This is a genomic window from Thermostichus sp. MS-CIW-34 (assembly GCF_054060435.1).
Genome location: NZ_JBSSDE010000040.1, coordinates 1 through 22,029, shown reverse-complemented (window position 1 = coordinate 22,029; position 22,029 = coordinate 1). Strand labels below are relative to the sequence as shown.

General features: G+C 57.2%; 23 protein-coding genes and 1 pseudogene. 14 read left to right on the top strand and 10 right to left on the bottom strand.

The genetic code is table 11. The features are described from left to right. Nucleotides 1-28 precede the first annotated feature (28 nt). Together ACVWYY_RS12160 and ACVWYY_RS12155 are read left to right on the top strand one after the other, a co-directional pair. Nucleotides 29-799: a peptidylprolyl isomerase gene (locus ACVWYY_RS12160; protein ID WP_457404283.1), complete on the top strand. Its 771-nt coding sequence runs from the start codon at nucleotides 29-31 to the stop codon at nucleotides 797-799. Nucleotides 800-905: 106 nt separating this feature from the next. After that, complete coding sequence (locus ACVWYY_RS12155; protein WP_457404284.1) at nucleotides 906-1,634, top strand: HEAT repeat domain-containing protein; 729 nt, start codon at nucleotides 906-908, stop codon at nucleotides 1,632-1,634. Between the two features lie 128 nt (nucleotides 1,635-1,762). Here the strand turns inward: ACVWYY_RS12155 and bchM are convergent, their stop codons facing one another. Beyond that, the gene (gene bchM, locus ACVWYY_RS12150; RefSeq protein WP_457404286.1) at nucleotides 1,763-2,428 is read right to left on the bottom strand and encodes a magnesium protoporphyrin IX methyltransferase; all 666 of its coding nucleotides are present in this window, start codon (nucleotides 2,426-2,428) and stop codon (nucleotides 1,763-1,765) included. Between the two features lie 155 nt (nucleotides 2,429-2,583). Here bchM and ACVWYY_RS12145 point away from each other — a divergent pair, with 155 nt between their 5' ends. Together ACVWYY_RS12145 and ACVWYY_RS12140 are read left to right on the top strand one after the other, a co-directional pair. After that, nucleotides 2,584-3,081, top strand: coding sequence for a hypothetical protein (locus tag ACVWYY_RS12145; protein WP_457404288.1), 498 nt, complete (start codon nucleotides 2,584-2,586; stop codon nucleotides 3,079-3,081). Nucleotides 3,082-3,203: 122 nt separating this feature from the next. Further along, nucleotides 3,204-4,397 (top strand): RNA-guided endonuclease InsQ/TnpB family protein, encoded by a 1,194-nt coding sequence (locus tag ACVWYY_RS12140; protein WP_457404290.1) that lies wholly within the window; start codon nucleotides 3,204-3,206, stop codon nucleotides 4,395-4,397. A gap of 1 nt (nucleotide 4,398) precedes the next feature. On the opposite strand, the gene ACVWYY_RS12135 is transcribed toward ACVWYY_RS12140, so the two are convergent. The 4 genes from ACVWYY_RS12135 to wecB all read right to left on the bottom strand — a co-directional run bounded on the left by ACVWYY_RS12135 (nucleotide 4,399) and on the right by wecB (nucleotide 9,270). After that, a complete protein-coding gene (locus ACVWYY_RS12135) occupies nucleotides 4,399-5,376 on the bottom strand; it encodes a D-alanine--D-alanine ligase family protein (protein WP_457404292.1) in 978 nt (325 codons plus the stop codon). A 69-nt stretch (nucleotides 5,377-5,445) separates the two neighbouring features. Beyond that, nucleotides 5,446-6,729 carry a cell division protein FtsZ gene (gene ftsZ / locus ACVWYY_RS12130; protein WP_457404294.1) on the bottom strand — a complete coding sequence of 428 codons (1,284 nt, stop codon included), beginning with the start codon at nucleotides 6,727-6,729 and terminating at the stop codon, nucleotides 5,446-5,448. Nucleotides 6,730-7,379: 650 nt separating this feature from the next. Then, nucleotides 7,380-7,955, bottom strand: a complete 576-nt coding sequence (locus tag ACVWYY_RS12125; RefSeq protein WP_414331190.1) for an ureidoglycolate lyase — start codon at nucleotides 7,953-7,955, stop codon at nucleotides 7,380-7,382. A 178-nt stretch (nucleotides 7,956-8,133) separates the two neighbouring features. Further along, nucleotides 8,134-9,270, bottom strand: coding sequence for a non-hydrolyzing UDP-N-acetylglucosamine 2-epimerase (wecB, locus tag ACVWYY_RS12120; RefSeq protein WP_414343264.1), 1,137 nt, complete (start codon nucleotides 9,268-9,270; stop codon nucleotides 8,134-8,136). A gap of 923 nt (nucleotides 9,271-10,193) precedes the next feature. On the opposite strand from wecB, the gene mgtE reads away from it, so the two are divergent. The 3 genes from mgtE to ACVWYY_RS12105 all read left to right on the top strand — a co-directional run bounded on the left by mgtE (nucleotide 10,194) and on the right by ACVWYY_RS12105 (nucleotide 12,698). After that, a complete protein-coding gene (mgtE, locus tag ACVWYY_RS12115; RefSeq protein ID WP_457440688.1) occupies nucleotides 10,194-11,573 on the top strand; it encodes a magnesium transporter in 1,380 nt (459 codons plus the stop codon). A gap of 192 nt (nucleotides 11,574-11,765) precedes the next feature. After that, nucleotides 11,766-11,969 carry a DUF7219 family protein gene (locus ACVWYY_RS12110; RefSeq protein WP_238376758.1) on the top strand — a complete coding sequence of 68 codons (204 nt, stop codon included), beginning with the start codon at nucleotides 11,766-11,768 and terminating at the stop codon, nucleotides 11,967-11,969. Nucleotides 11,970-11,996: 27 nt separating this feature from the next. Then, nucleotides 11,997-12,698 carry an MgtC/SapB family protein gene (locus ACVWYY_RS12105; RefSeq protein WP_457385912.1) on the top strand — a complete coding sequence of 234 codons (702 nt, stop codon included), beginning with the start codon at nucleotides 11,997-11,999 and terminating at the stop codon, nucleotides 12,696-12,698. A gap of 18 nt (nucleotides 12,699-12,716) precedes the next feature. Here ACVWYY_RS12105 and ACVWYY_RS12100 read toward each other — a convergent pair whose 3' ends face one another. Both ACVWYY_RS12100 and ACVWYY_RS12095 read right to left on the bottom strand, forming a co-directional pair. After that, entirely contained in the window at nucleotides 12,717-13,934 is a 1,218-nt protein-coding gene (locus tag ACVWYY_RS12100; protein WP_457440686.1) for an RNA-guided endonuclease InsQ/TnpB family protein, read from the bottom strand. 88 nt (nucleotides 13,935-14,022) lie between these two features. Next, nucleotides 14,023-14,646, bottom strand: a complete 624-nt coding sequence (locus ACVWYY_RS12095) for a TMEM165/GDT1 family protein (RefSeq protein ID WP_011433699.1) — start codon at nucleotides 14,644-14,646, stop codon at nucleotides 14,023-14,025. A gap of 391 nt (nucleotides 14,647-15,037) precedes the next feature. On the opposite strand from ACVWYY_RS12095, the gene ACVWYY_RS12090 reads away from it, so the two are divergent. The 4 genes from ACVWYY_RS12090 (at nucleotide 15,038) to ACVWYY_RS12075 (ending at nucleotide 17,197) form a co-directional block, all read left to right on the top strand. After that, the gene (locus ACVWYY_RS12090; protein WP_011429573.1) at nucleotides 15,038-15,160 is read left to right on the top strand and encodes a hypothetical protein; all 123 of its coding nucleotides are present in this window, start codon (nucleotides 15,038-15,040) and stop codon (nucleotides 15,158-15,160) included. A gap of 23 nt (nucleotides 15,161-15,183) precedes the next feature. Then, nucleotides 15,184-15,585 carry a YraN family protein gene (locus ACVWYY_RS12085; RefSeq protein WP_414343270.1) on the top strand — a complete coding sequence of 134 codons (402 nt, stop codon included), beginning with the start codon at nucleotides 15,184-15,186 and terminating at the stop codon, nucleotides 15,583-15,585. Nucleotides 15,586-15,984: 399 nt separating this feature from the next. Next, on the top strand, nucleotides 15,985-16,863 hold the full coding sequence (locus tag ACVWYY_RS12080; RefSeq protein ID WP_414383579.1) for a dienelactone hydrolase family protein: 879 nt from the start codon (nucleotides 15,985-15,987) through the stop codon (nucleotides 16,861-16,863). A 106-nt stretch (nucleotides 16,864-16,969) separates the two neighbouring features. Next, nucleotides 16,970-17,197, top strand: coding sequence for a hypothetical protein (locus ACVWYY_RS12075; RefSeq protein ID WP_457385916.1), 228 nt, complete (start codon nucleotides 16,970-16,972; stop codon nucleotides 17,195-17,197). On the opposite strand, the gene ACVWYY_RS12070 is transcribed toward ACVWYY_RS12075, so the two are convergent. From ACVWYY_RS12070 to ACVWYY_RS12060, 3 genes are all read right to left on the bottom strand, one after another. Next, entirely contained in the window at nucleotides 17,194-17,736 is a 543-nt protein-coding gene (locus ACVWYY_RS12070; protein ID WP_457440683.1) for an NYN domain-containing protein, read from the bottom strand. The two genes, ACVWYY_RS12075 and ACVWYY_RS12070, sit on opposite strands and share 4 nt — an antisense overlap. A gap of 134 nt (nucleotides 17,737-17,870) precedes the next feature. Continuing rightward, a complete protein-coding gene (locus ACVWYY_RS12065; protein ID WP_414383573.1) occupies nucleotides 17,871-18,581 on the bottom strand; it encodes a class I SAM-dependent methyltransferase in 711 nt (236 codons plus the stop codon). 49 nt (nucleotides 18,582-18,630) lie between these two features. Further along, complete coding sequence (locus ACVWYY_RS12060) at nucleotides 18,631-19,578, bottom strand: sugar phosphate nucleotidyltransferase (RefSeq protein WP_457385925.1); 948 nt, start codon at nucleotides 19,576-19,578, stop codon at nucleotides 18,631-18,633. Between the two features lie 429 nt (nucleotides 19,579-20,007). On the opposite strand from ACVWYY_RS12060, the gene ACVWYY_RS12055 reads away from it, so the two are divergent. The 3 genes and pseudogenes from ACVWYY_RS12055 to ACVWYY_RS12045 all read left to right on the top strand — a co-directional run. Further along, nucleotides 20,008-20,871: an ABC transporter substrate-binding protein gene (locus ACVWYY_RS12055; protein WP_457440681.1), complete on the top strand. Its 864-nt coding sequence runs from the start codon at nucleotides 20,008-20,010 to the stop codon at nucleotides 20,869-20,871. After that, nucleotides 20,868-21,689, top strand: coding sequence for an amino acid ABC transporter permease (locus ACVWYY_RS12050; protein ID WP_414383569.1), 822 nt, complete (start codon nucleotides 20,868-20,870; stop codon nucleotides 21,687-21,689). Before ACVWYY_RS12055 ends, ACVWYY_RS12050 begins: the two co-directional genes overlap by 4 nt. A 94-nt stretch (nucleotides 21,690-21,783) precedes the next feature. Further along, nucleotides 21,784-21,937: pseudogene (locus ACVWYY_RS12045) on the top strand (RNA-guided endonuclease InsQ/TnpB family protein); the annotation flags it as partial. Nucleotides 21,938-22,029 lie beyond the last annotated feature (92 nt).

Below are 22,029 nucleotides of genomic sequence, written 5' to 3'. Positions count from 1 at the left end.
GGAGATTGGATTGAAGGAGAAGGGGCAGATGAAATTCGCCAAGCTGGGGCGAATGAGCCGCTGCAGAGTGGGAGTGGGCTTAGTTCTGGGATACCTCTGTCTCGGGCTGTTGGCTTGTCGCAGTACACCCCCCCTCTCAGAATCCCCCTCTGGGATCCCGGCGGCCTATGCTAGCCGCCCGCAACTGCAAGGGAAGGCAGTGGTGGAGATGGAGGTGCAAACTGCTGAGGGGGTAGGCAAGGTGATCTTGGCGATCCACGGGGAAGCGGCACCCCTGACCGGCGGCCAGTTCGTGGATTTGGTTCAGCGGGGCTTTTACAATGGCCTCACCTTCCATCGGGTGGAAAAGGATCCGCAGCCTTTTGTGGTGCAGGGTGGGGATCCCCGTGGTGACGGTACAGGGGGTGCAACAGAGCCGGGGAGCAACCGCCTGCGCACCATCCCCCTGGAAATTCAGCTGCGTGGGGAACCCTACCCCCGCTACAACACCTTGATCCAGGATCCCGCTGCTCTGAGTAAGTTGCTCTTGCCCCATCGTTTGGGGGCGGTGGCCATGGCCCGTTCTAGCCCACTTGACTCAGCCTCTTCCCAGTTTTACATCACCCTCTCTGCTCTGCCGATTTTGGACGGGCGCTATGCCGTGTTCGGCTACGTCACCGAGGGGATGGAGTGGGTGGAGCGCATCCAGGTGGGAGATGTGATCCGCTCGGCGCGGGTGTTGGAAGGAGCGGACTTGCTTAGGGTGCCGGGATCCCAACCGGAAAGAGCAGATCAGGCAGAGGATCCCGGCGGTTTATGATAGGCAGCAACTCTGCTGCTGGTTCGGCTGTTGTTGCTCTGGCTTTTGTCGTGGGGAAGGGAGAGTTTTGCGCTCGCCCCCTCCGCCAACACCTGGGCACCCTTTCATGCAAGAAGACGCTTTTTCCCCCCTTGAGCCCCTAGACGAGCTGCCACCTCACTCACCGCCGGAGGTGGATGTGGAGCTGATGCTGCAGCGGTTGCAGGATCCGGATCCCTATTTGCGGATGCAGGCGGCCCGCGCCTTCTGTGAGATCGAAGAACCCCGCGCCGTTAAACCCCTGCTGGCCCTAGTCCGGGATCCCTGCCCGTTGGTGCGGGTGGGAGCAGCCTATGCCCTAGGTCGGAATCCGGATCCCGCTGAGGTGGAGGTGCTGATCGAGGGCTTGCGCTGGGATTGGAACGGCTATGTGCGCAAAGGCTTGGTGTGGGCGTTGGGCAATGCCAAGGATCCGCGGGCGTACCCGGTGTTGCTGGAAGTGTTGGCCGGGGATATCGCGGCAGTGCGATTGTGGGCTGCCAGTGCTCTCGGACAACTGGCCCAGGCGCAGGCGTTGCCTGGCCCGGCATTGGATGAGGTGGTCGCAGCTCTCTGCCGGGGCTTGGCTCAAGATCCAATCGCAGCGGTACGCGGCAACTGTGCCTGGAGCTTAGGGATCCTGGGGCAACAGGTGAAACTGGCTCTCGAGGATCCCATTGTTTACACGATGCTAACAAGGCAATTGCTGACCAGCGCCAGTCGCGATCCCGATTGGGGGGTGCGGGATGACGCGCGGCTTGCCCTACAAAAGCTGGCAGATCCCGATTTGCTGGAGCAACTGGATAACCTCGGCTGACCCCTTGGGCTGAGGCAAACCAGCATGGCCATACTGCTGGCTCGAGATCGCTTCCTGGCGTCTGGAAATCTGGGAGATCACCACCTCAGGCGAACATTCCGACAGAAGGTATCCAGTGGGCGGCAGGTTCAGCGAACCAGATCGAGCAGCCAAGCAAAGTAGAAGCGGCTGCGAATGGTTTGTCGCTGCTGCACTTTCCAGCCCCATTCGGTTAATTGGCTCACCAAGGTCGCCTCTCGGTGTTGATAGGCGCGGGTGGTTTTGCTGGGGCCGGGGAAGAACTCTCCCACTTTCTTCAGCAGCGTCAGCCAGGGGGTTTTGGGGGCAAAACTGAAGATCAGGCGGGACCGAGCCAGGCGGGTCAGGTGCTTTAGCATGCGCAGGGCCTCGGCTTCAGGGTAGTGGATCATCACATCGAGGCAGATGACGACATCGTATTCCCCTGTCAATTCCTCCAGATCCGAGACCCAAAATTGGGGGTTGTCTGTGGATCCCAGCTCCATTTGCTGGCGGCGGCGTGCTTCGTTCACCATTTGTTCCGAGATGTCGCTGGCGAACACCTGCGCCCCTCTGGTGGCCAAGGGCAAACTGAGGCTGCCCACCCCGCATCCGGCATCACAAATGCGTAAACCCGAGGGATCCCCCAACCACTGCAACACCGTCTCTACCGTGCGGGCATGGCCAAGGCGGATGTCTTTTTGGACGAAATTGACTTCTTCTTCACCATAGATGCGCCGCCAGCGCTCGAAGCCAACGGAGTTGAAGTAATCGCGGACAATGGTTTTCTCTTGCATAGAACTTCCAGCTAGGGATCCGGCGAGAGAAAAAGATGAACGCTCTGCTTTTCTTCGCCAACGCGCATCCCATTCTACCCCGAGCCCCCGTAGCCCTCTGCATCGTTGCCCTAGGATTGTATTAGAATTAACTCGCATGCCTTGGATGTTGCCCCATGACCGAAGCTGAGATTGCCCAAGCGTTGCAGGCTCGGTTGGCTGCCCCGGTCAAAATCGCGGTCAAACGCCGCCAAGGTCATCTACACGTTCTTCTGAATCGATCCTCCTCGGCCCGAGTGGACTACCCCCATCTCATGGAACGGGTGCAGGCGGAGCTCAGGGCGTTGGGCTTGCCCGGCTTGGAGCAGGTCACGGTGTACGGGCGTGAGTCGGGACATTCCGAATACGAGTGGGAGCAAACGGCCCCCTTGTTGAACCCGCTGCTGGCCTCAGAAGAAACCACGGTTCTGTTGGAAAAAAAAGGCGACTTCTTGTTGCAGGATCTAACAGTTGTTGCCCCAGATTCGGTCAACTCAAAGCCTGAACCCGCGCCGGAGAATCCTGTCGGGAAAACCGACAAAGGCCGCGGATCCCGCATCTCCTGGGTGTGGCTGGGGGGAGCTGTACTGATTGTCGGAGCTGGGGTAGTTCTTTTGCTGGTTGCCCTTCTCTGAGAGAGCAAAAACCTGGGGTAGAGGCTCTTGTCTTAGGAAAAGCCTCAGCTAGAAATCGCAGGAGCCCCGCACTGTACCCGTAGGGTCAGTGTCGGGAGGAATGCGGAAGTTATGATAGAACCATGACCCAAGTCCTGACCGTCTCCTGCAAGCTCAAGGTGTCCCAGTCGCAGGCCGCCAAATTGGACGCGACTTTGGAGGCTTTTGGCCAAGCCTTGAACTGGGTCAACCAGAACACGCCGGAGAAAGTCGCCAACGCCGTTAAGCTCCAGTCTCTGTGCTACCGCGAAATCCGTGCCCGGTTCGGCTTATCCAGTAACTTGGCTCAGCAGGTCTGCAGGCGGCTGGCCGGCGCCCGTAAAGTTGCCCAACAGAAAAACCGCCCCGTCAAAGCGTTCAAGGGTGGCTTCGCTACCTACGACGCTCGTATCTTTTCGTTCCGCGAGAAAGACTGGACGGTGTCGCTGACCACGGTGGAGGGTCGGGAGCGCTTTGAGCTGGCGATTGGCCGCTACCAGAGAGAACGGCTGGCGGGCTCCAATCCCAAATCTGCCACTCTGGTCAAGCGTAAAGACGGCTCCTACTCTATTCAGATCTGTGTGGAAACGGAGCCATCCCCACCGCAAGGCACGGATAGAGTGCTGGGGGTGGATTTGGGAAGGACGGATATTGCTCATACGTCAGAAGGGGATAACTGGAATGGACAGCAGTTGAATCGAATCCGAGACCACTACTCCAAGCTGAGGGCGGCACTCCAACGCAAAGCCAGTAAGGGCACACGCAGTTCGCGGCGCAGATGCAGAGAACTGTTGCAACGGCTGTCTGGCAAGGAGAGGCGCTTTCAGGCGTGGGTCAATCATCGCATCTCCAAAGCTATTGTCTCTAGGGCAAAGGCGACAAACAGCGCTATTGCCCTGGAAGACCTGACAGGGATCCGGGAGCGCATCAACCAACAACCCCGCAGTAAAACTGAACGGCGCAGGGCCAACAGTTGGGCGTTTTATCAACTCCGTCAATTTTTGGAGTACAAGGCTCTGCGTGCGGGGGTTGCTCTGATTCTTGTTCCGCCTGCCTACACGTCGCAGACCTGCCACCGGTGTTTGCACATTCATCCCGACCCTGCGCAATCCTATCGCAGTGGAAAGAAGTTTAAGTGTGGACACTGTGGATGGGAAGGGGATGCGGATTTGAATGGTGCGAATGTGATTGCGCTTTTGGGGGCTGTCGTAAACCAGCCTAGAGGTTCGTGGTTGGCTTGCCAACTGCAGGGCTACCGAAAGCCCGCCCTGTACTGCGAAGCAGTCAGGGTCGGGTAGTTTACGGAGCGTTGCCGAGAGTCGCCGATGAACTTTGAGGGTGCCGGGATCCGGTCAATTGGGCTTTTTGCAAGGCATCCTGCAGCATTCGCTCCACCAACTCGGTGAACGTCCACCCCAGAGCTGCCGCCGCATCGGGACAGAGGGAAGTGGGGGTCATGCCGGGCAGTGTATTCACCTCCAACACCCAAGGATTTTCCTCGGGATCCACCCGCAGATCCACCCGCGCCAAGCCTTCGCACCCCAACGCCTGGTAGGCCTTCAGACCTGCAGCCTCACAGCGGGCCAACCCTGCCGGGCTGAGGGAACAGGGGATCAAATGCCGCGAGCCACCGGGTGCGTACTTGGCTTCGTAGTCGTAGAAGTCGCCTTGGGCGGGGATGATCTCAATGGCCGGAAGAACTTGGCCGGACAAGATCGAGAGGGTGATCTCCTTTCCGGGAACATAGCGCTCCAGAAAAATCCGCGACGAGACCGAGCGGGCCAACTCCAGCCCCTGAGCAAATGACCTCTCATCCCGGACAATGCTGATGCCCACCGTCGAGCCGTTGTTGCTGGGCTTAACCACCAGTGGGGATCCCAACTCTGCCGCACAGTCGGCCCAAGTGAGGGGGCTTTGGTCGTCCCAAACCTGCCAATCGGGGGTAGGGATCCCCGCGGCGCGAAAGATCTGCTTGGAGACCAGCTTATCCATGGCCAGAGCACTGGCCAGCGGCCCGGATCCCTGGTAGGGCAGGCCCAGCCAGTCCAGCATTCCCTGTACCACCCCATCCTCGCCACCGGGGCCATGCAAGGCAATCCAAACGAAGTCGCAGCCGGCTTGCCGTTCCTGCCAAAGGCGCAGAGGCAGATCCTCCTCTGGGTCGATTACCTTGACCCGATGGCCCAGGTCCTCCAAAGCCCGTTTGCAGGCTTTACCCGTTACCCAAGAGACTTGACGTTCTGCCGAACGCCCCCCCGCCAAGACAACAATGTTCATGGCCTAACCCCAAAGCACTCCCCACCCTTGACAACCGGCACCAAGATACCAGCATACCTCCACCCTACCCTACGAAGGGGGCCGTCGGCGGCGCAAGAACTCGGGAATATCTAAGCCTCCAGACATCGGCGGCTCAGGCTCCGGAGGCTGTCGAGGCGGCAGCCCAGAGCCCGTGGGAGTGGGCTTGGGAACCCCCGACTTGTTGGAGGCAGAAACTTTGGTTGCAGCAGGGATGGCGGCTGGACGGGCTTTCTCTTGGAAACCGGTGGCGATGACCGTGATGCGCACTTCCCCCTGCATGCGCTCGTCTTGGACGGTGCCGAAGATGATGTTGGCCTCGGGATCCACTGCCTCGGCGATGATCTCGGCAGCCACCGTGACCTCATGCAAGGACAAATCCGGCCCACCGGTAATGTTGAAGAGGACACCTTTAGCCCCTTCGATGGAGGTTTCCAAAAGCGGCGAAGATACAGCGGTAATGGCGGCTTCGCGGGCGCGGGACTTGCCGGATCCCATGCCAATTCCCATCAAGGCAGAGCCGGCATCGGCCATCACGCTGCGCACATCGGCAAAATCCACATTGATCATGCCGGGAATGAGAATGATATCCGAGATGCCCTGCACCCCCTGCCGCAGCACATCATCAGCAACGCGAAAAGCCTCTTGGACAGGGGTTTGCTCGGAGATCACCGAAAGCAACTTGTCATTGGGAATTACAATCAGGGTATCAACTGCCTCCCGCAGCGCTTGGATCCCTTCCTCGGCCTGCTTGCTGCGGCGTTTGCCCTCAAAGGAAAAAGGCCGTGTCACCACTCCCACCGTCAGGGCACCACTGGCTTTGGCAATTTGGGCGATGACGGGTGCTCCACCCGTGCCCGTGCCTCCCCCCATGCCGGCGGCAATGAAGACCAGATCTGCCCCTTTGATGGCTGCCGATATTTCTTCGCTGGATTCTTCTGCCGCTTTCTGGCCAATGGCCGGGTTACCACCTGCACCCAAGCCTCGAGTCAGCTTCTGCCCAATTTGCAAGCGGTTCACTGCCGAGGACTGGGCAAGGGCCTGCGCATCGGTGTTGACGCTCCAAAACTCGACGCCCACAAGGTTGCTGGCCGCCATCCGACTGACCGCGTTGCCACCCCCACCCCCCACGCCTACAACCTTAATCTTTGCTGCATTGCTCGGCATGATCTCCTCTGGACGATCCGCCGCTCTGGTCTGAGATCCGTTCCTCTCATACTCGGCATGAGAGCCTTCTCCCCTGTGGCGCTCATTCCAATGGGAAGGCGCAGACTGGGCTGAACCCAACCCTTGCCCAGGATTGAGAGGATGGATGTCTGACCAATTGGATGGCATGTCAGCTCTCACAATAACTTAAATTCTGGCAAATATCGAATATGCTAGCTGATTTAATATAGAGCAACTCCCTCCAGATGCCAACGCTGCCGACGTTTGTGAATCTTCCCGCTGAATACGGCCCTCCTAAAGACGCCTGTCGGCAGAATCTCAGGTAGCCTTTCTTGCCTAGAGGCATTTCTCTCTGAACTTGTCTCGAAGCTTTTGTGTGTAAGAATAGGTGTTCTCGAATACTTAGACCCTTGCAGGGGAAGAAGGGTCCAAAGGGAGGTTTCGGTACAAGAGTCTGGCCCTAGTTAAGGCCCAGTTAAGGCGAAGAGTTCCCTATCCAGCCAAAGGCTGATAGAGCGCCACTTTGTAGAACTGAGGCTTTGGCATCCTGTAGAGATTCAGGGATCCGGACTTGCATTCAGCTAGAAATTGCAGGAGCCCCGCACTGTACCCGTAGGGTCGATGTCGGGAGGAATGCTATAATAATGCTGCGGACACCAGAAACGGTTGTTTAAGGCACTGGTAACGGTCGTTCACCTATGGTGGCGCGTAGCGCTTTGGGGGTGCTGTAAACCACCCCAGAGGCTCGTGGTTGGCTTGCCAACTGCAGGGCTACTAAAAGCCCGCTCCGTACCGCCTAGCGGTTGATGTCGGGTAGTTTACACCAGCTCTAGGTGGATCTCCGCTTTTAGCCGTTGGGGGAGGGAAATTTTGAATACATCTCCCTGATTCATTTCGTGGGCATCTTCCATGCTGGCCAGGGCTTCCACCACTTCTTCGGAGTTGGCGGTTAGCACCACAACGGGGCGCTCGCAGGCAATGGGGAAATCGTGCCACGTGCCGAGGTGCAGCAGCAGCCCATGCCCGGCAGGGAATCGCAGGGCTTGTACTTTGTCGAGATCGGGAGCTGCTTTGGGATGGTTGGGAGGAGCCATCACCATGATGAACGGCTCTTGCCCCAGGCCGACAAACAACTGGGTCATACGCATGTGGCGCTCCAGCCAGAGCACAGGTGGATATCCGGGCAGGATCTTAGCCGTACGGATAACGGCTCTACCGGTGTATTGAAAGTCGATGTTTTGTCCTTCCAGGACACGCCCCTGATAAAAGGGGATCCCCAGCCCAGGATTGGCCACATCGTCCCCTATAAGTTGGCCGAAGGGTTGCACATTTTCTGGGGTGGCATCCACAATCGGCACCCGGACAACGGTGGTGGAAGTTGCAGTCGTGCTCATGGTTTGCATCCTCGCTCTTGATTGGACTGGGGTCAATTGGATTGGAGTCAGGCTTTCTATCTTAATTAATTGTCTTATTGAGATTAATTGTCTTATTGAGAGCAATAGGTAAAGAAACGGTTTTCCCGGTAACGGTCTATACATCTTTGATTCTTATTTAATTCTTAACTTTTAATTCTTAACTTTGTTCTTCTCGAGGGCTTTGCGGATTAAACCACCGCTCGATGATGTGGCGAATTTGCCGGGCGGCAGTGCCATCGCCAAAGGGGTTTTGGGCTTGGGCCATGCGGGCATAAGCTTGCGGGTCTGTGAGCAATTCTCGGGCTGCCTTCAGGATCTTTTCGGGGTGTGTGCCTACCAGGCGGGCGGTGCCGGCAGCAATCGCTTCAGGACGTTCGGTGGTCTGCCGCAGCACCAGCACCGGTTTGCCCAGGGCAGGGGCCTCTTCTTGAATGCCGCCGGAGTCGCTGAGGATGAGGGTACAGCGCTGCATGGCGCTCACCCAGAGGGGATAGTCCAGAGGCTCAGTGAGAAAAGCCCGCTCATGGGATCCCAACAGGGCTTGCAGGGGATCCCGCACCAAGGGGTTGGGATGGAGGGGCAAAAGAAGGGCGGTATCGGGAAACTCGGCCAAGATCTGCAGCAGAGCCTTGCCGATGGCGGTTAGGGGATCCCCCCAATTTTCGCGTCGGTGCACGGTAACCAGCAGGACACGGTAGCGCTGCCAGTCCAGGCCGGGAATGGGGCAGGGGATCCCTTGGGAGGCCACCTGCAGTAGGGCGTCGATGACGGTGTTGCCGGTGCAATGGATGGATCCCACCACGTGGCTTCGCTTCAGGTTGTCAACGGCTTGGGGGGTAGGGGCAAAGTGCAGGCTGGCCAACTGGGAGATCAGGCGGCGATTGGCCTCTTCGGGGAAAGGATTGTAGAGATCATCGGTGCGCAGTCCGGCTTCCACATGCCCGACCGGGATCCGGTGGTAAAAAGCTGCCAAGGCAGCCGCAAAGGCGGTGGTGGTATCTCCCTGCACCAAAACCAGTTGAGGATGTTGCTCTTGAAAGTAGAGTTCTAGGCCCCGCAAGGTGGCTTCGGTGATGTCTGTCAAGCTTTGGCGGGGGCGCATGATCGCCAGATCCCGATCCGCTTGCAGACCGAATAGCCGCATCACCTGATCCACCATTTCCCGGTGTTGTCCGGTCAAGATCAGCTCGGTGCGCAGATGGGGACTGGCACGCAGAGCTTGGATCACCGGGGCCAGCTTAATGGCTTCGGGCCGTGTGCCCAAGATCACGGCAACGAGGGGAAGAGAGGCCATAAGCTCAAGGACATCGGCACCTGTAGGAGATGGGAAGCGCAGCTCATTGAAGCAAGGCCACCAACAAACCACTAACAAAAACCACTAACAAAACAGAGGCGGCGAAGGGCGTGGGTTGCTCAAGGTCGCAAGCCACCGAGATGTAGACTCTGCTGAGTCAGGCTGAGGGCAATGTCGAGACGAGAGGAACCACAAGGGGGCTATTGCTGCTCACCCCGATCTTACCCCTCCAGCTGCCCCGCCGATTGTTCACCGGATGAGCTGGAGAAAAAGGGTTGACGGGATCCCACTCCTGCAACTAGCCTAAAGGGAGCTGAAGAGATCCTCTTCTGGCTGTCCGGGTTGTTTCGGTTAACCTTTTTGGAGGAAAACGTTCAACAGCATGGACGCTTCCGGTAGTTGTAGCGCCAGCCACCAGTGGATGGTCTTCGAGGAGCACGTTCTTGAAGATTGGGCTCTTACTGGTGTCTTCTTTTTCCCCGCTGACAGCTTCTGTCGTCGCTTGAGAGGATCCCGTTTCGCCAACGCGAAGGGGTGGGAGAGTTTTCCCGGCTAGCTTTTGACTTGGGTGGCTCTCTCAGTCGGCGACGAACAGATGAGCTGAGCAGAGCCTTACCTGAGCAATGGGTTTGTGCAGCCCTGTTCAGAAAAGGGGAGATCAGGAGTAATTCCGAGGGGATTCCCCTTGACTTTCCCGTTGTGGGTTTTGGGGTTTCCGCAGGCCTGGGGATCCCTTGGAGTCCCTTTTATCGGCTTGGGCGCTTGCGATCCAAGCTGGGCTTGGAGGCCTGGCGCTAGACCTACGGCTTGCTGCGCGGCCATCCAAGGGTTTCAGGGCTTCCCTGTGAGCCTCGGAGCACCGGTTGGCTGTTGACCTCCTGGTTCTCTTCATCCCGGCTGACCCCAACGTTCGGAGGTTTATCATGCGGCACAACATTCTTCGCGATCTCCTAACCCCTGCTTCCTTGGAAGCCGCCAAGCGAGAGGCCAACCGCGCTCCCATTGCCGAGCTGGTGCAGCAGTTGATGGAGATTTCACCTCGGCAGCGGGTTTTGGCTTTCCGCTTGCTGGAAAAAGACAAAGCCATTGCAGTGTTTGAGTATCTACGGCCCGAAGAGCAGGCCGATCTCATTCGCAGCATGGAAAGCCCAGAAGTGATCCGGCTGGTAGAAGCCTTACCTCCGGATGAGCGGGTACGTCTGTTTGAGGAGTTGCCGGCCAAAGTAACCAAGCGCCTCATTGCCAACCTCAGCCCAGAAGCTCGGGAAGCAGTGAATATCTTGCTGGGTTATCCAGAGCGCAGTGCCGGTCGGCTGATGAACCTGCGCTACTTGTCGGTACGAGATACCCTCACCGTCGGGGCTGCTCTGGCCAGCGTGCGGGACTCTCAACTGGGAGACGATGAGCTGGATGTGATTTTTGTGGTGGACGATCAGCGGTTCTACAAGGGTCTCATCCGCACTGTGCGGCTGGTGAAGGCGGATCCCGACCTACCGATTCGGGAGCTGATTGAAGGGGTTGATACTGTGGCGCGGGTTACCGACCGGGATCTCCAGGCAGCTCGTTTGCTCAAGGATTCGGGCTTGCCGGCTATTCCGGTGGTCGACAGTGAAGGACGCTTGGTGGGTGACATCACTTTTGAAGATGTGATCAATTTGGTGGAAGAAGAGGCTACGGATGCTGCTCTGGCCCAAGCAGGGGTGGGCAGCTTGCTCAGCCGAGACAAGGTTTGGAGCGAGCGCCTGGTTAAAGGCTCCCGTTGGTATGCCGTCCGCCTGCGCATCACGTTTTTAATCATCACCTTGATTGGCGGCATGGTGGTGGGGGGAGTGATCCAAACCTTTGAGGAGGTGTTGGAGGCGGTGACGGCAGCGGCTATTTTCATCCCCTTGGTCATGGATATGGGCGGTAATGTCGGTACCCAATCTACGACCATCTTTGCCCGTGGCTTGGCTTGGGGCCACATCAACGTGCGGCAGTTTCTCCCCTATTTGCTGCGGGAAGCCAGCATTGGTGGCATTATCGGTGTGATCCTGGGGGCCACGGCTGGGGTGATTGCCTACTTCTGGCAGGGGGCACCCAATGGGATCCCACAATTGGGTCTAGCGGTGGGCTTGGCTCTGGCCACTGTCCTCACTTTGGGGGCTATCTTGGGCGCCATTTTGCCCTGGGTGATGTTAAAGCTGGGCTTTGACCACGCTCCGGGAGCGGATCCTTTTATCACCACCATTAAAGACTTCACCGGCCTCTGGGTGTATTTCACCCTGGTGGCTTGGCTAGTCGGGGTTGAAGTGGAGCTCTAGGGCTGCGCCGGCGCTGGATCCAGGGGGCACCTCACCGGCAAAGCGCGTTCCAGGAACGAATAATCCAGCCCTTCTTGAGAAATCAGCCTTTCAGAGTCTCGCCACAAGGCCATCGCGACGGCGGCGCAGAGCACTTTTACGAGGTGTCCTTTGACCAACGAAGGGTTACAGCAAACATTTAGGAGGTGTGCCATGACCTTGAAAGTTCTATCTCCCTTGGCTGCTGCTCAATTTCGGTCACGGCTGCAGCAGTATGCCTATCGGGTGGGCATAACCTGTGCTTTAGAAACAGGTGGTAAGCTGGCCCCAGAATCCGCCTTTGCTCAACTGGAAGCCCTCTGGCAAACCTTGCAACAGGAAGCCACTGCCCTTGGGATCCCAGATGAGGATGGCTAAACTTTATCCTTTCACGAGAACCGGAGCATGACCTGGATTGACTTCACCTTGCGTTTGGCCGTTGCCTTTGTCCTGGGATCCGTGATCGGGCTGGAGCGACAGTGGCGGCAGCGTATGGCCGGCTTGCGCACCAACACCTTGGTGGCCACGGGTGCAGCTTTGTTTGTCATGCTCTCGGTTCTCACCCCTGATGAAAGCAGCCCGACCCGTATTGCGGCCCAAGTGGTATCGGGGATTGGCTTTTTGGCCGGTGGCGTGATCCTCAAGGAAGGAGCCAGCGTCCGTGGCCTGAACACCGCCGCCACCATCTGGTGTGCAGCCGCGGTGGGAGCCTTTGCCGGATCGGGGTACATTCCCCAAGCTGCCATTGGGGCCGCAGCTGTGTTGATCTCCAACGTTGTGCTGCGTCCACTAGGCTACCGCATCAACCAGCAGCCTTTGAAAGGCACAGAACTGGAACTGGTCTATGAGTGTTCGTTCATCTGCAAAAGCCAAGCAGAGGCCCACATCCGCGCCTTGCTCTTGCAAGGCATAGCTCCCACCCATCTCAAACTGCGTGCCCTCTACAGCGAAGACCTGGAGGACAAGCCCGATCTGGTCAAAGTCGAAGCAGAGCTAGTCACCCAGACCCGCGATGACCAGGCCCTAGAACTTGTCGTCAGCCGCCTCAGCCTAGAGCCAGGTGTGATCACTGCCCGATGGCGGATCATCGAACAGGAATTTGGGTAAACTACCCGACTCCGACCGCTAAGCGGTACGGAGCGGGCTTTCAGTAGCCCTGAGCCTGCTCTGCCCTACCAGAGAACAAAACAGGCCCGAACCTCTAGGCTGGTTTACAGCAGCCCCCAAAAGCGCAATCACATTCGCACCATTCAAATCCGCATCCCCTTCCCATCCACAGTGCCCACACTTGAACGACTTGCCACTGCGGTAGGATTGCGCAGGGTCGGGATGAATGTGCAAACACCGGTGGCAGGTCTGCGACGTGTAGGCAGGCGGTACCAGAATCAAGGCAACCCCTGCACGCAGAGCCTTGTACTCCAGAAAATGACGGAGTTGATAAAACGCCCAACCGTTGGCCCTGCGCCGTTCGGCTTTGCTCCGCGGCTGTTGATTGACCCTTTCTCGGATCCCTGTCAGGTCTTCCAGGGCGATAGCGCTGTTGGTAGCTTTTGCCCTGGAGACAATAACTTTGGAGATGCGATGATTGACCCACGTTTTTGCTACGCAACGCTGACGCGACTGAAAGCGTCTTTCCTTGCCAGACAGCCGTTGCAACAGTTCTCTGCATCTGCGCCGCGAACTGCGGGTGCCCTTACTGGCTTTACGTTGGAGTGCCGCCCTCAGCTTGGAGTAGTGGTCGCGGACTCGGTTCAACTGCTGTCCATTCCAATTGTCCCCCTCTGACGTATGGGCGATATCCGTCCTGCCCAAGTCCACCCCGATCACCCTGTCGGTATCTTGTTGCTTGGGTGGCTTTTTCTCTACGCAAATCTGGATGTAGTAGGAGCCATCCTTCCGCTGGACTAGGGTGGCCGATTTGGGGTTAGAGCCAGCCAGCATCCCACGCTGGTAGTTGCCAATGGCTAGTTCAAAGCGCTCTCGCCCTTCCACCGTGGTCAGCGACACCGTCCAGTCTTTCTCGCGAAATGAGAAGATACGTGCATCGTAGGTAACGAACCTACGCTTGAACTCTTTAACCGGACGGTTGCGCTGTCTCGCCACTTTGCGAGCGCCCGCCACCCGTCTGCACACCTGTTGAGCCAAGTTACTGGACAAGCCGAACCGGGCTCGAATCTCGTAGTAGCAAAGGGATTGCAGTTTGACCGCGTTGACGATCTTCTCCGGCGTGTTCTGGTTGACCCAGTTCAATGCCTGCACAAAGACATCCATCGTCGCGTCCAATTTGGCGGCTTGTGACGGGAACACCTTGAGCTTACAGGATATGGTCAGGACTTGGCTCATAAGTCCATTGTACTTCATCAAAGCGCATTCCTCCCGGCACTGACCCTACGGGTACAGTGCGGGGCTCCTGCGATTTCTAGCTGATCCCTCATCCTGCCAACTCCCAACCGGTCAGCAACGCAAACACCAGAAATAAGCCGCCCCCCACCCAATGCACGGCGCGTTCAGAGATGTGAGCTGCTAAAAAACGACCTCCCACCACCGCCAGCCCCACCATCAGACCATGACCCAGGGTTGCCCCCGCCCAGACACTGAATCCCGGATGGGTGGCGGCTAGGGAAACGGTAGCAATCTGGGTTTTATCCCCGAACTCGGCTAGGGCGATCAAACTAAAGGCTTCCCAGACGATGGCCCTAACCCCCCCGCGGCCAACTCCTTTTGCTTCTGCCTGCATCACTTGTCTGAGGGCTTCCTCTTCTTCTGGTAATGCCTGTTGAGGTGGCATTCTGCACGCTTGCCAGAGCATTCTCAAGCCAAAAACGGCGAAAACCCCAGCCGATAGCACCCGCACGCCCAAGGGTGGCAGTAGCTTAAAAAGCACTTGCCCGGTTCCTACCGCTAGCAGGTTCATCATCGCTAAAGCCAGCCATGTCCCCAGAAAAACCCAGCGGCGTGGGTGGCGCATCGCCAAAATCAAGGGGGTAAAAAAGGTTTTGTCCCCAAATTCCGCTACCGTCACCAGCAGCAAACTCGATAAAAAACCGGCCCACATTTTCTAGCCTCCAACCTCTCTTGTGTGTGGAATCGGTTCACACCTAGAGGTGAAGGCTGGGAAAGTCAGACGGACTCACCAAGCTCACCTCTGCGTGAACTCAGCGAAAGTCTCGTCACCAAAGCAGCCTGCCGGGCTTGCTTTGTCTCTTGCACCGGGCTGTTTTTAGCCAGTATGTCGATGCAGAGGGCGGTAAGCCGCCTGACTACTCCCTTTCCATCTGAATGGTAGCATGCTGAGCTCCCAGTGGGAGTAGTTCATTTCCGATGGGATCCCCCAAGACTTGCTGTGCCTTGGCCGATATCAGTGCCGCGCATCGCTCACCAAAGGATTGTGAAGGAGCGGCAGGCTATTATGATCACGGTTGAGGAGAAAATCAGGGGAAAACCACGTGGATGCAAAGTTAGTCTTGGTGGGGGTTGCTCTTGTCCTCTCTCTGGCAAGTTTCTACTTCGGCACCCGCAACGGCTTTTACGACACCGACAAGTATCACGGCAATGGCTCTGCTCATTAGAGCCGGGCGCTGGTGATTTTTTTATGGATCCCTTGCCCAGAAGGGCTTCCCTCCAGAATACAGGCAACGTCGGCGAGGGCTGGGTGCGGCAATATCTCTGTCAGCAGGGCTGGCAGATCCTGGCCCAGCGGTGGCGCTGCCCTTGGGGCGAGCTGGATCTGGTTGCCCACAAAGCTGATGTGCTGATTTTCGTAGAGGTGAAAACCCGTAGCCCCGGTAGCTGGGATCGAGGCGGGCTTTTGGCGGTTGGGATCCCCAAGCAGCGACGCTTGATCCGGGCTGCCCAGGCCTTCTTGAGCCAGCATCCCCACCTCTCCGAGTTGTCCTGCCGTTTTGATGTTGCGCTGATAGAACGTCGGGCCTCTGGGGAAGGGGTGAGCTATGCTTTGGTTGACTACCTGCCAGCGGCTTTTGAGATTTGTTGAAGCAAACTTATCTCACTTGTCAAGGCCATCTGCACCAGTACAATTGCCGTTTTGCCGCTATTGCCAAACGCTCAGTTTGTCTTTTTGGCTCTGCCCAATGCTGCCATCATCCAACAATTTCGGCAACTGCCAAATAAGCTCCAAAGTGCGAGATGGCATCGATGCTTCTTGAAATGCTTAACCCAAAGATTTCCGGTTTTTAACTGATTTTTAACTGTCTCTTGAGTTGCATTTCCGTTGATCAGCATCGCTGTGCCGAGCCGATCTTAACAGCTCTACGATGCAGATCTCAGACAGGATAGGCAAGATTTGCATCGAGACTGTCAGTAGAAAGAATCTTTACAGACAAAATATTGTTTATCCTGAGAAGAGGGGTTTGTGTTTTTGAGGATTGGGCCTATGTATGCGGAGCAACCCAAGGGGGGATCCTCCAGCAGCTGGAAGCGCCGTCAGTTGAAGCTGGCCAACGTCGCTGCTGGGTTTGCCTCGGCAGTACAGCCGATCTTTGCCCAAACCATCATCACCGATAGCGAAGGATTGGAAGCCGGCCCCGTCACCATTCCCACCCCAGATGGCGAGATCCCTGGCTATCGTGCCAAGCCGACCGGCTCTGGCCCTTTTCCACTGGTTTTGGTGGTGCAAGAGATCTTTGGTGTACACGAACACATTCAAGACATTTGTCGCCGCTTGGGGAAGTTGGGCTATGTGGCAGTGGCTCCCGAGCTGTTTTTCCGGCAGGGGGATGTTTCTCAGCTGCAGAGCCTTGAGGAGATTCGCGCCATCGTCTCCCAGGTGCCCGATGCTCAGGTGATGTCGGATTTGGATGCGGCGGTGGATTGGGCAATTGGCAACTCAGGTGCGGATCCAGAGCGGGTGGGCATTACTGGCTTTTGCTGGGGTGGTCGAATCACTTGGTTGTACGCGGCTCACCGACCCGGCTTGAAGGCGGGTGTTGCCTGGTACGGTCGTTTGGTGGGAGAGTCCACACTCTTAACCCCAAGGCATCCGCTGGATGTGGCAGCCAGCCTGAAGGCACCTGTGTTGGGTTTGTATGGTGGTGCAGATACCAGCATTCCCTTGGAAACGGTGGAGCAAATGAAGTCAGCTCTGGAAGCTTGCGGAGATCCATCGCAGTTGATCATCTACCCGGATGCTCCCCACGCCTTTTTTGCCGATTATCGCCCCACCTATCGCCCAGAAGCGGCTGGTGACGCTTGGGAACGGTTGCAGGCTTGGTTTCGAGAACACGGCTTGGCCCAGGGATCCCGGTCTCAATGATGGGATCTCATCTGTTTCCGTCGGCAGGACGGAGTCTTTTTTTGACTGCGCCGAAGGCAGAGCTTGGGGCAAGCTGGTATATTCCTAGCCATCTCAGGGAAACAGCATGAAAGCGCATGAGTTCTGGGCTCGTACCGACAGCCAAGGTCAACTGATTTTGCCCATGCGGGCGCAGGAGCAATTGCCCAAAGATCGAGTTGTGCGGGTGCTGGTGTTGGTAGATGAGCAGGAGCTGGCTCCGGCGGATCCTTCACAGGAGCAGTTGCCCACTGCCTCGCCAGATGAAGAGCATCTTTGGTATGGAGCTCCCACCGTTCCCTACGATGGCATTTAGCGCATGGGATCTTGGCCGGACAGCCGCCAGCGGTTTAGGCGCGAGAGGGTATCTGCATCCAAGTAGGCATCAATGCCCCGCTTGCTCGATAGCCGTTTTGGTTGGACGCGCCGGATCTGCTGCTGGGCCTGCTGCACTTCATCCCACAGTTGTTCTGCCGAGACCCATTCGGCGTTGTAGCCGCCAATCACCAATTGCTGGACACGATCGGAGGTAGCCACCCTTACCCGACACCCATCCCTCTGCAACTGAGCACACAGCCGTTCAATGCAACTGTCGGCGGTCTCGCCATAGGAGGTATACAGGATCTCGATACCCGAAGGGGAGCGCTCTTGCCGGGCTGGAGTGGGTTGGGCGTAGGCATCGTACACCACGGTCGCCTGGTAGCCCCAGAAGGCCACATAGTTGGCCAAAGATTCCACCAAGCGCAGACGGGCCAATTCCATCAGGGAGCGACGCGCTAACTGGCTCAGGGTGGGCCAAGCTCCGATGATGTTGTAGCCATCAACCAAGAGGAAGGTGGGAGAGGAGGCTTGCATGGATGGCGGTGGATCCCTTGTCCGGGATCACACTTCTTAATCTTAATCTTTATCTTATTTTTAATCTTAGTACCCAGCCTTAAAGGTTACCCCACTACTCCGAATGCTCCGATACTTTCCCGGTTGTGAGCAGATCACGGTCTGCGCTGAATCCAATAGGTGGTGAACAGTTCGCCACTGGCCTGTTTCTGAATTTTGCCCCCCAAGGCTGCGATGCGCCGCTCCCACTCCGTTAGGGGGGTGAAAATCGGTTCGGTGCCTTTGAATAGCTCGATGAGGCCCCATTGTTCCGCCCACACCGAGTCGGGATTGACCACTTCAATAATCACAGGTGCAGCCGGTCGCAACACTCGCATCAACTCTGCCCAAACCGCGTCGAAGTACTCAATCGGGTAGTAGTACAAAAATCCGGTGGCAATGGCCAGATCAAATTGCTCCGACTCGTAGTTTTCCAAATGGTGGGCGGATCCCTGTTGCATTGACTTGAACAGCTTGGAGTTAAGCTGGGGTGCCCGCGAGCGAATAAAGCGCACAATCTCACCGCTCAGCTCATGGCCGTAAAAGTAGGCTTGCCAATCGTTCCAGGGATAGGTCAGGAAGCTTACCCCACAGCCCAAATCCAAACAGGCTTCCCGTTTTTTGGGGGCACGCAGTTGCCAAAAGGGGATCCCGAGGCGCTCTTGCAGGTGATCCCGCTGCTGGGCTTGCCAAAAAGGCAGTTGCTCCAGGTCTGGGGGAAGTTGCCAACCCGGCCGACCCAGTTGAATTTCCAACTCCCGATTAAAGCGAGCAGCCACAGAGGCAAGGTAGGGATCCCAGCGTTCCCCAGTTTGTGGTAGCTCCATCTGTTGATGGCTTTGTCGTGGATGGTTGTGGACTTAACTTGCACTTAACCTACACTACCAGGACTCTCGGCCCGTAGGCTCCCGGCTGCAGGGATCCATTCACCCAACTGTGGCTGCCGAGGATGGTGCCTGCCGGAATCTGAGCTTGGGATCCCAGCCGGGTGTGGGCGCCAATGTAGCAGGGGGCGTGCAGTTGAGCGCTGGGATGGATCTCAGCCGTTTTGTGCACCCATATCCCCGGCGCCTGTTGCTGCACATTTTCTAAGGGAAAATCCGTCATTCGGCCCAGAAGAATGTCCAGTTGGCCGTGGTAGTAGCTGGCCGGCGTGCCCAGATCCCGCCAGTAGCCTGCGTGGAGATAAGCTTGCAGCCGGTGCCCTTGCCTGAGCAAATCGGGGAAGACACGCCGCTCAAAGCTGAGGGGATCCCCACTGGGGTAGTCTTTAAAAATGGCCGGATCCAAGACATAGGTGCCGGCGTTGATCGTGTCGGTGGTGAGGGTGAGGGCTTCTGCAGGGGTGGGTTTTTCCCGAAAAGATTGGATCTGGCCCCCTTCCCCAACTTCCACCAGGCCATAGGCGGTGATATCTTCCACGCGGGCGAGGGTGAGGGTGGCCATGGCCTTGCTCTGCACATGACATTGCATCAACGCCTGCAAATCCAGATCCGTGAGGATGTCGGCATTGAAAACCACCAAGGGATCCCCGGTGAAATAGGGCTGAGCCAGCACCAAAGCTCCTGCCGTATCCAAAGGCGTCTCTTCGGGAATGTAGCGGAGCTTCACCCCCAAAGCAGCGCCATCTCCCAGAGCAGCCTCAATTTGTTGGCCCAGATAACCCACGCTGAGCAAAATATCCGTCAAGCCGGCTCGGCGGCAGCGCCCGATCAGCCATTCCAAAAAGGGCACATCCAGGAGGGGCAACAAAGGCTTGGGTTGCAAAAAGGTAAAGGGCCGTAAACGAGTTCCTTTCCCACCCGCCAAGATCACCGCTTGCATAACCACCCTCAACCCCGTTCTCTTCCAAAGATATTGACATCCTCTCCGCCCAATTGCTAGGGGGGATCCATTGGGTCGAGCCAAATGTTTTCTGCTACCCAGAACGTCGATTCTCCGTTGCCCACAGAGGGATACGGATTGCCCCCCCCGGGCAACACAGCACGAGTCTTGATCGCAAGTCTCAGGGGATGCCTTTCTGGAGGAGATATTTCAATCTCAATTGGGATTCATAAGCTCAATCCTGAGACAGTTGATTTGCCTTTTTTAGAGCATGTTTGGAGAATTGCGACCCGCTCGCCCCAGTCGGGAATAGCCACCCAAAGCGGCAGTGTCAGGTGATACTACCTTGCAACGGGAATTGTGACAGCCTTGGATAGCTTGGATGGATTCCAATGGGTTTGCCCTTCACCTTCATCTGAGGTTTCGCCGATGTCTGTTTCTCGACGCCGATCCCTACAAGCCCTTTGCTTGACCCTGGCCGGATGCTGGGCTCTAGGCACACACCAGGGATCCCTGCTGGCCCAAAGCAGAGACCTGTTGGCTCAAATTCAAGAGCGGGGGGTACTCCGGGTTTCCACCGACTCCAATTACCGGCCTCAGAGCTACCGCAACCCTGACGGCACTTGGGAAGGATTTGATGTGGATGTGGCGCGCGAGATTGCCAGGCGCTTGGGGGTAGAGGCTGAGTTTCTGGATATCAACTTCGATGTCATCACCGCCGGATCTTGGAATGGCCGCTGGGATGTCAATGTCGGGTCGATGACCGTGACTGCCGAGCGCCAGAAAGCTCTGCTGTTTACCATTCCCTACTACTACACCCCCGCCAGCTTCGTGGTCCACCAAGCCTCGACCTTGACAGATATCGCCGCCTTGGAAGGAAAGCGAGTCGGGGTGGGCACCGCCACCACCTATCAAGCCTACCTGGAGGGCAACCTCACCCTGGAAGGAGAGACCATCCAAGTTCCAGCCCCGCGGGTGGACATTCGCATCTACGACACCGATAGCCTGGCTCTGCAGGATTTGGCACTGGGGGATGGCACCCGCCTGGATGCAGTCTTGACAGCTTTGCCGACGGCTGAAAATGCCATTCGGGAAGGGCTGCCCCTGAAAACTCTGGGGAATCCAGTCTACTACGAAGCCTTGGCTGTGGCCTTGGATCGCTCCAGCCCTGCCCCTTCCGAGAGCTTGCAAGCCAAAATTAACGAAATTTTAGAATCCATGCATGCGGACGGCACGCTGACGGCTCTCTCAAAGCGGTATTACGGCGTTGATCTGACGAAAAAAGCTGAGTGAGCAAAGACTCTATCCCACTGGAGCAGCCGATTTACCCACCGCCTCGGGTTCGAAAAGGGATCCCGTTCCCGGTGGCCCAGGGGTTGTGGTTGGTTTTGTGGCTGCTGTTGTTGGTGTTCACCTTCAGCGGGGTACAGTTGGAGTTGGCCGGGATCCCCATCCGTACCTTGCGTCTCAACGGCAACTTTGTGCGCGAGTGGTGGTGGTTCATCTCGCAAGGGGTGGGCACTACTTTTCAACTGTCCTTGGTCTCCATCCTCTGTGCCACCACCTTGGCCTTTTTGTCGGCACTGGCGGGCCTCTCCCAGATTGCCCCTCTGAGCAGCCTCTCCGCTCTCTATGTCTCGTTGATGCGGGGCACACCTCTATTTCTGCAGTTTTTGTTTATCTACCAGGCTTTGCCGCAACTGGGTCTGGTGTTCGGCTCGTTTACTTCGGCGGTGCTGGCCTTGAGCCTGAACTATGGCGCCTACATGAGCGAGATCTTCCGGGCCGGGATCCAAGCCATTCCCATTGGGCAGCGGGAAGCTGCCTATGCCCTGGGGCTTAAGCCCTGGCAAACCCTATGGTGCATTGTTCTGCCGCAAGCTTTTCGAATTGTCTTACCGGACATTGGCAACCAATTCATCGCCATGCAGAAAGACACTGCCCTGGCCAGTGCCATTGCTTTGCAGGAGTTGATGGGCCGGGCTCGACAGGCAGGTTTGCCGCGCCAGCACTTCTTCGAGGCTTTGGTGGTGGCAGCGCTGTGGTACTGGCTGCTGACGTTGATCTTGTCATTTTTCCAGGGACGCTTGGAACGGTACCTGGCCCGCTAGAGGGGCCTGACTCTAATCCGGCCATTACTTTGGTGTCTGCTTGCATACGTTTGTGGTTGCCCACAAAGACCGGCTGTGCCGTTCGCGATAGCAGGGGGCTCCAAAAACAGCCAGAAAGCTGGGGGACATCATCCTGCACTGACCTGCCGCAGTGGGTGAAAGAGGATCCCTGCCACCTCAAGCGGAACGCCATTCAAGAGGCAGGGCTGGCCTTTCGAGAGAGCAAAGACCCGAAGTTTCGCAGCGTCAGCTAGAAATCGCAGGAGCCCCGCACTGTACCCGTAGGGTCAGTGTCGGGAGGAATGCGGAAGTTATGATAGAACCATGACCCAAGTCCTGA

Coding starts and splice junctions, on each gene's coding strand:
- ACVWYY_RS12160 (WP_457404283.1), top strand. CDS start 29: ATGAAATTCGCCAAGCTGGGGCGAATGAGCCGCTGCAGAGTGGGAGTG.
- ACVWYY_RS12155 (WP_457404284.1), top strand. CDS start 906: ATGCAAGAAGACGCTTTTTCCCCCCTTGAGCCCCTAGACGAGCTGCCA.
- bchM (WP_457404286.1), bottom strand. CDS start 2,428: ATGCAAGAGAAAACCATTGTCCGCGATTACTTCAACTCCGTTGGCTTC.
- ACVWYY_RS12145 (WP_457404288.1), top strand. CDS start 2,584: ATGACCGAAGCTGAGATTGCCCAAGCGTTGCAGGCTCGGTTGGCTGCC.
- ACVWYY_RS12140 (WP_457404290.1), top strand. CDS start 3,204: ATGACCCAAGTCCTGACCGTCTCCTGCAAGCTCAAGGTGTCCCAGTCG.
- ACVWYY_RS12135 (WP_457404292.1), bottom strand. CDS start 5,376: ATGAACATTGTTGTCTTGGCGGGGGGGCGTTCGGCAGAACGTCAAGTC.
- ftsZ (WP_457404294.1), bottom strand. CDS start 6,729: ATGCCATCCAATTGGTCAGACATCCATCCTCTCAATCCTGGGCAAGGG.
- ACVWYY_RS12125 (WP_414331190.1), bottom strand. CDS start 7,955: ATGAGCACGACTGCAACTTCCACCACCGTTGTCCGGGTGCCGATTGTG.
- wecB (WP_414343264.1), bottom strand. CDS start 9,270: ATGGCCTCTCTTCCCCTCGTTGCCGTGATCTTGGGCACACGGCCCGAA.
- mgtE (WP_457440688.1), top strand. CDS start 10,194: ATGCGGCACAACATTCTTCGCGATCTCCTAACCCCTGCTTCCTTGGAA.
- ACVWYY_RS12110 (WP_238376758.1), top strand. CDS start 11,766: ATGACCTTGAAAGTTCTATCTCCCTTGGCTGCTGCTCAATTTCGGTCA.
- ACVWYY_RS12105 (WP_457385912.1), top strand. CDS start 11,997: ATGACCTGGATTGACTTCACCTTGCGTTTGGCCGTTGCCTTTGTCCTG.
- ACVWYY_RS12100 (WP_457440686.1), bottom strand. CDS start 13,934: ATGAGCCAAGTCCTGACCATATCCTGTAAGCTCAAGGTGTTCCCGTCA.
- ACVWYY_RS12095 (WP_011433699.1), bottom strand. CDS start 14,646: ATGTGGGCCGGTTTTTTATCGAGTTTGCTGCTGGTGACGGTAGCGGAA.
- ACVWYY_RS12085 (WP_414343270.1), top strand. CDS start 15,184: ATGGATCCCTTGCCCAGAAGGGCTTCCCTCCAGAATACAGGCAACGTC.
- ACVWYY_RS12080 (WP_414383579.1), top strand. CDS start 15,985: ATGTATGCGGAGCAACCCAAGGGGGGATCCTCCAGCAGCTGGAAGCGC.
- ACVWYY_RS12075 (WP_457385916.1), top strand. CDS start 16,970: ATGAAAGCGCATGAGTTCTGGGCTCGTACCGACAGCCAAGGTCAACTG.
- ACVWYY_RS12070 (WP_457440683.1), bottom strand. CDS start 17,736: ATGCAAGCCTCCTCTCCCACCTTCCTCTTGGTTGATGGCTACAACATC.
- ACVWYY_RS12065 (WP_414383573.1), bottom strand. CDS start 18,581: ATGGAGCTACCACAAACTGGGGAACGCTGGGATCCCTACCTTGCCTCT.
- ACVWYY_RS12060 (WP_457385925.1), bottom strand. CDS start 19,578: ATGCAAGCGGTGATCTTGGCGGGTGGGAAAGGAACTCGTTTACGGCCC.
- ACVWYY_RS12055 (WP_457440681.1), top strand. CDS start 20,008: ATGTCTGTTTCTCGACGCCGATCCCTACAAGCCCTTTGCTTGACCCTG.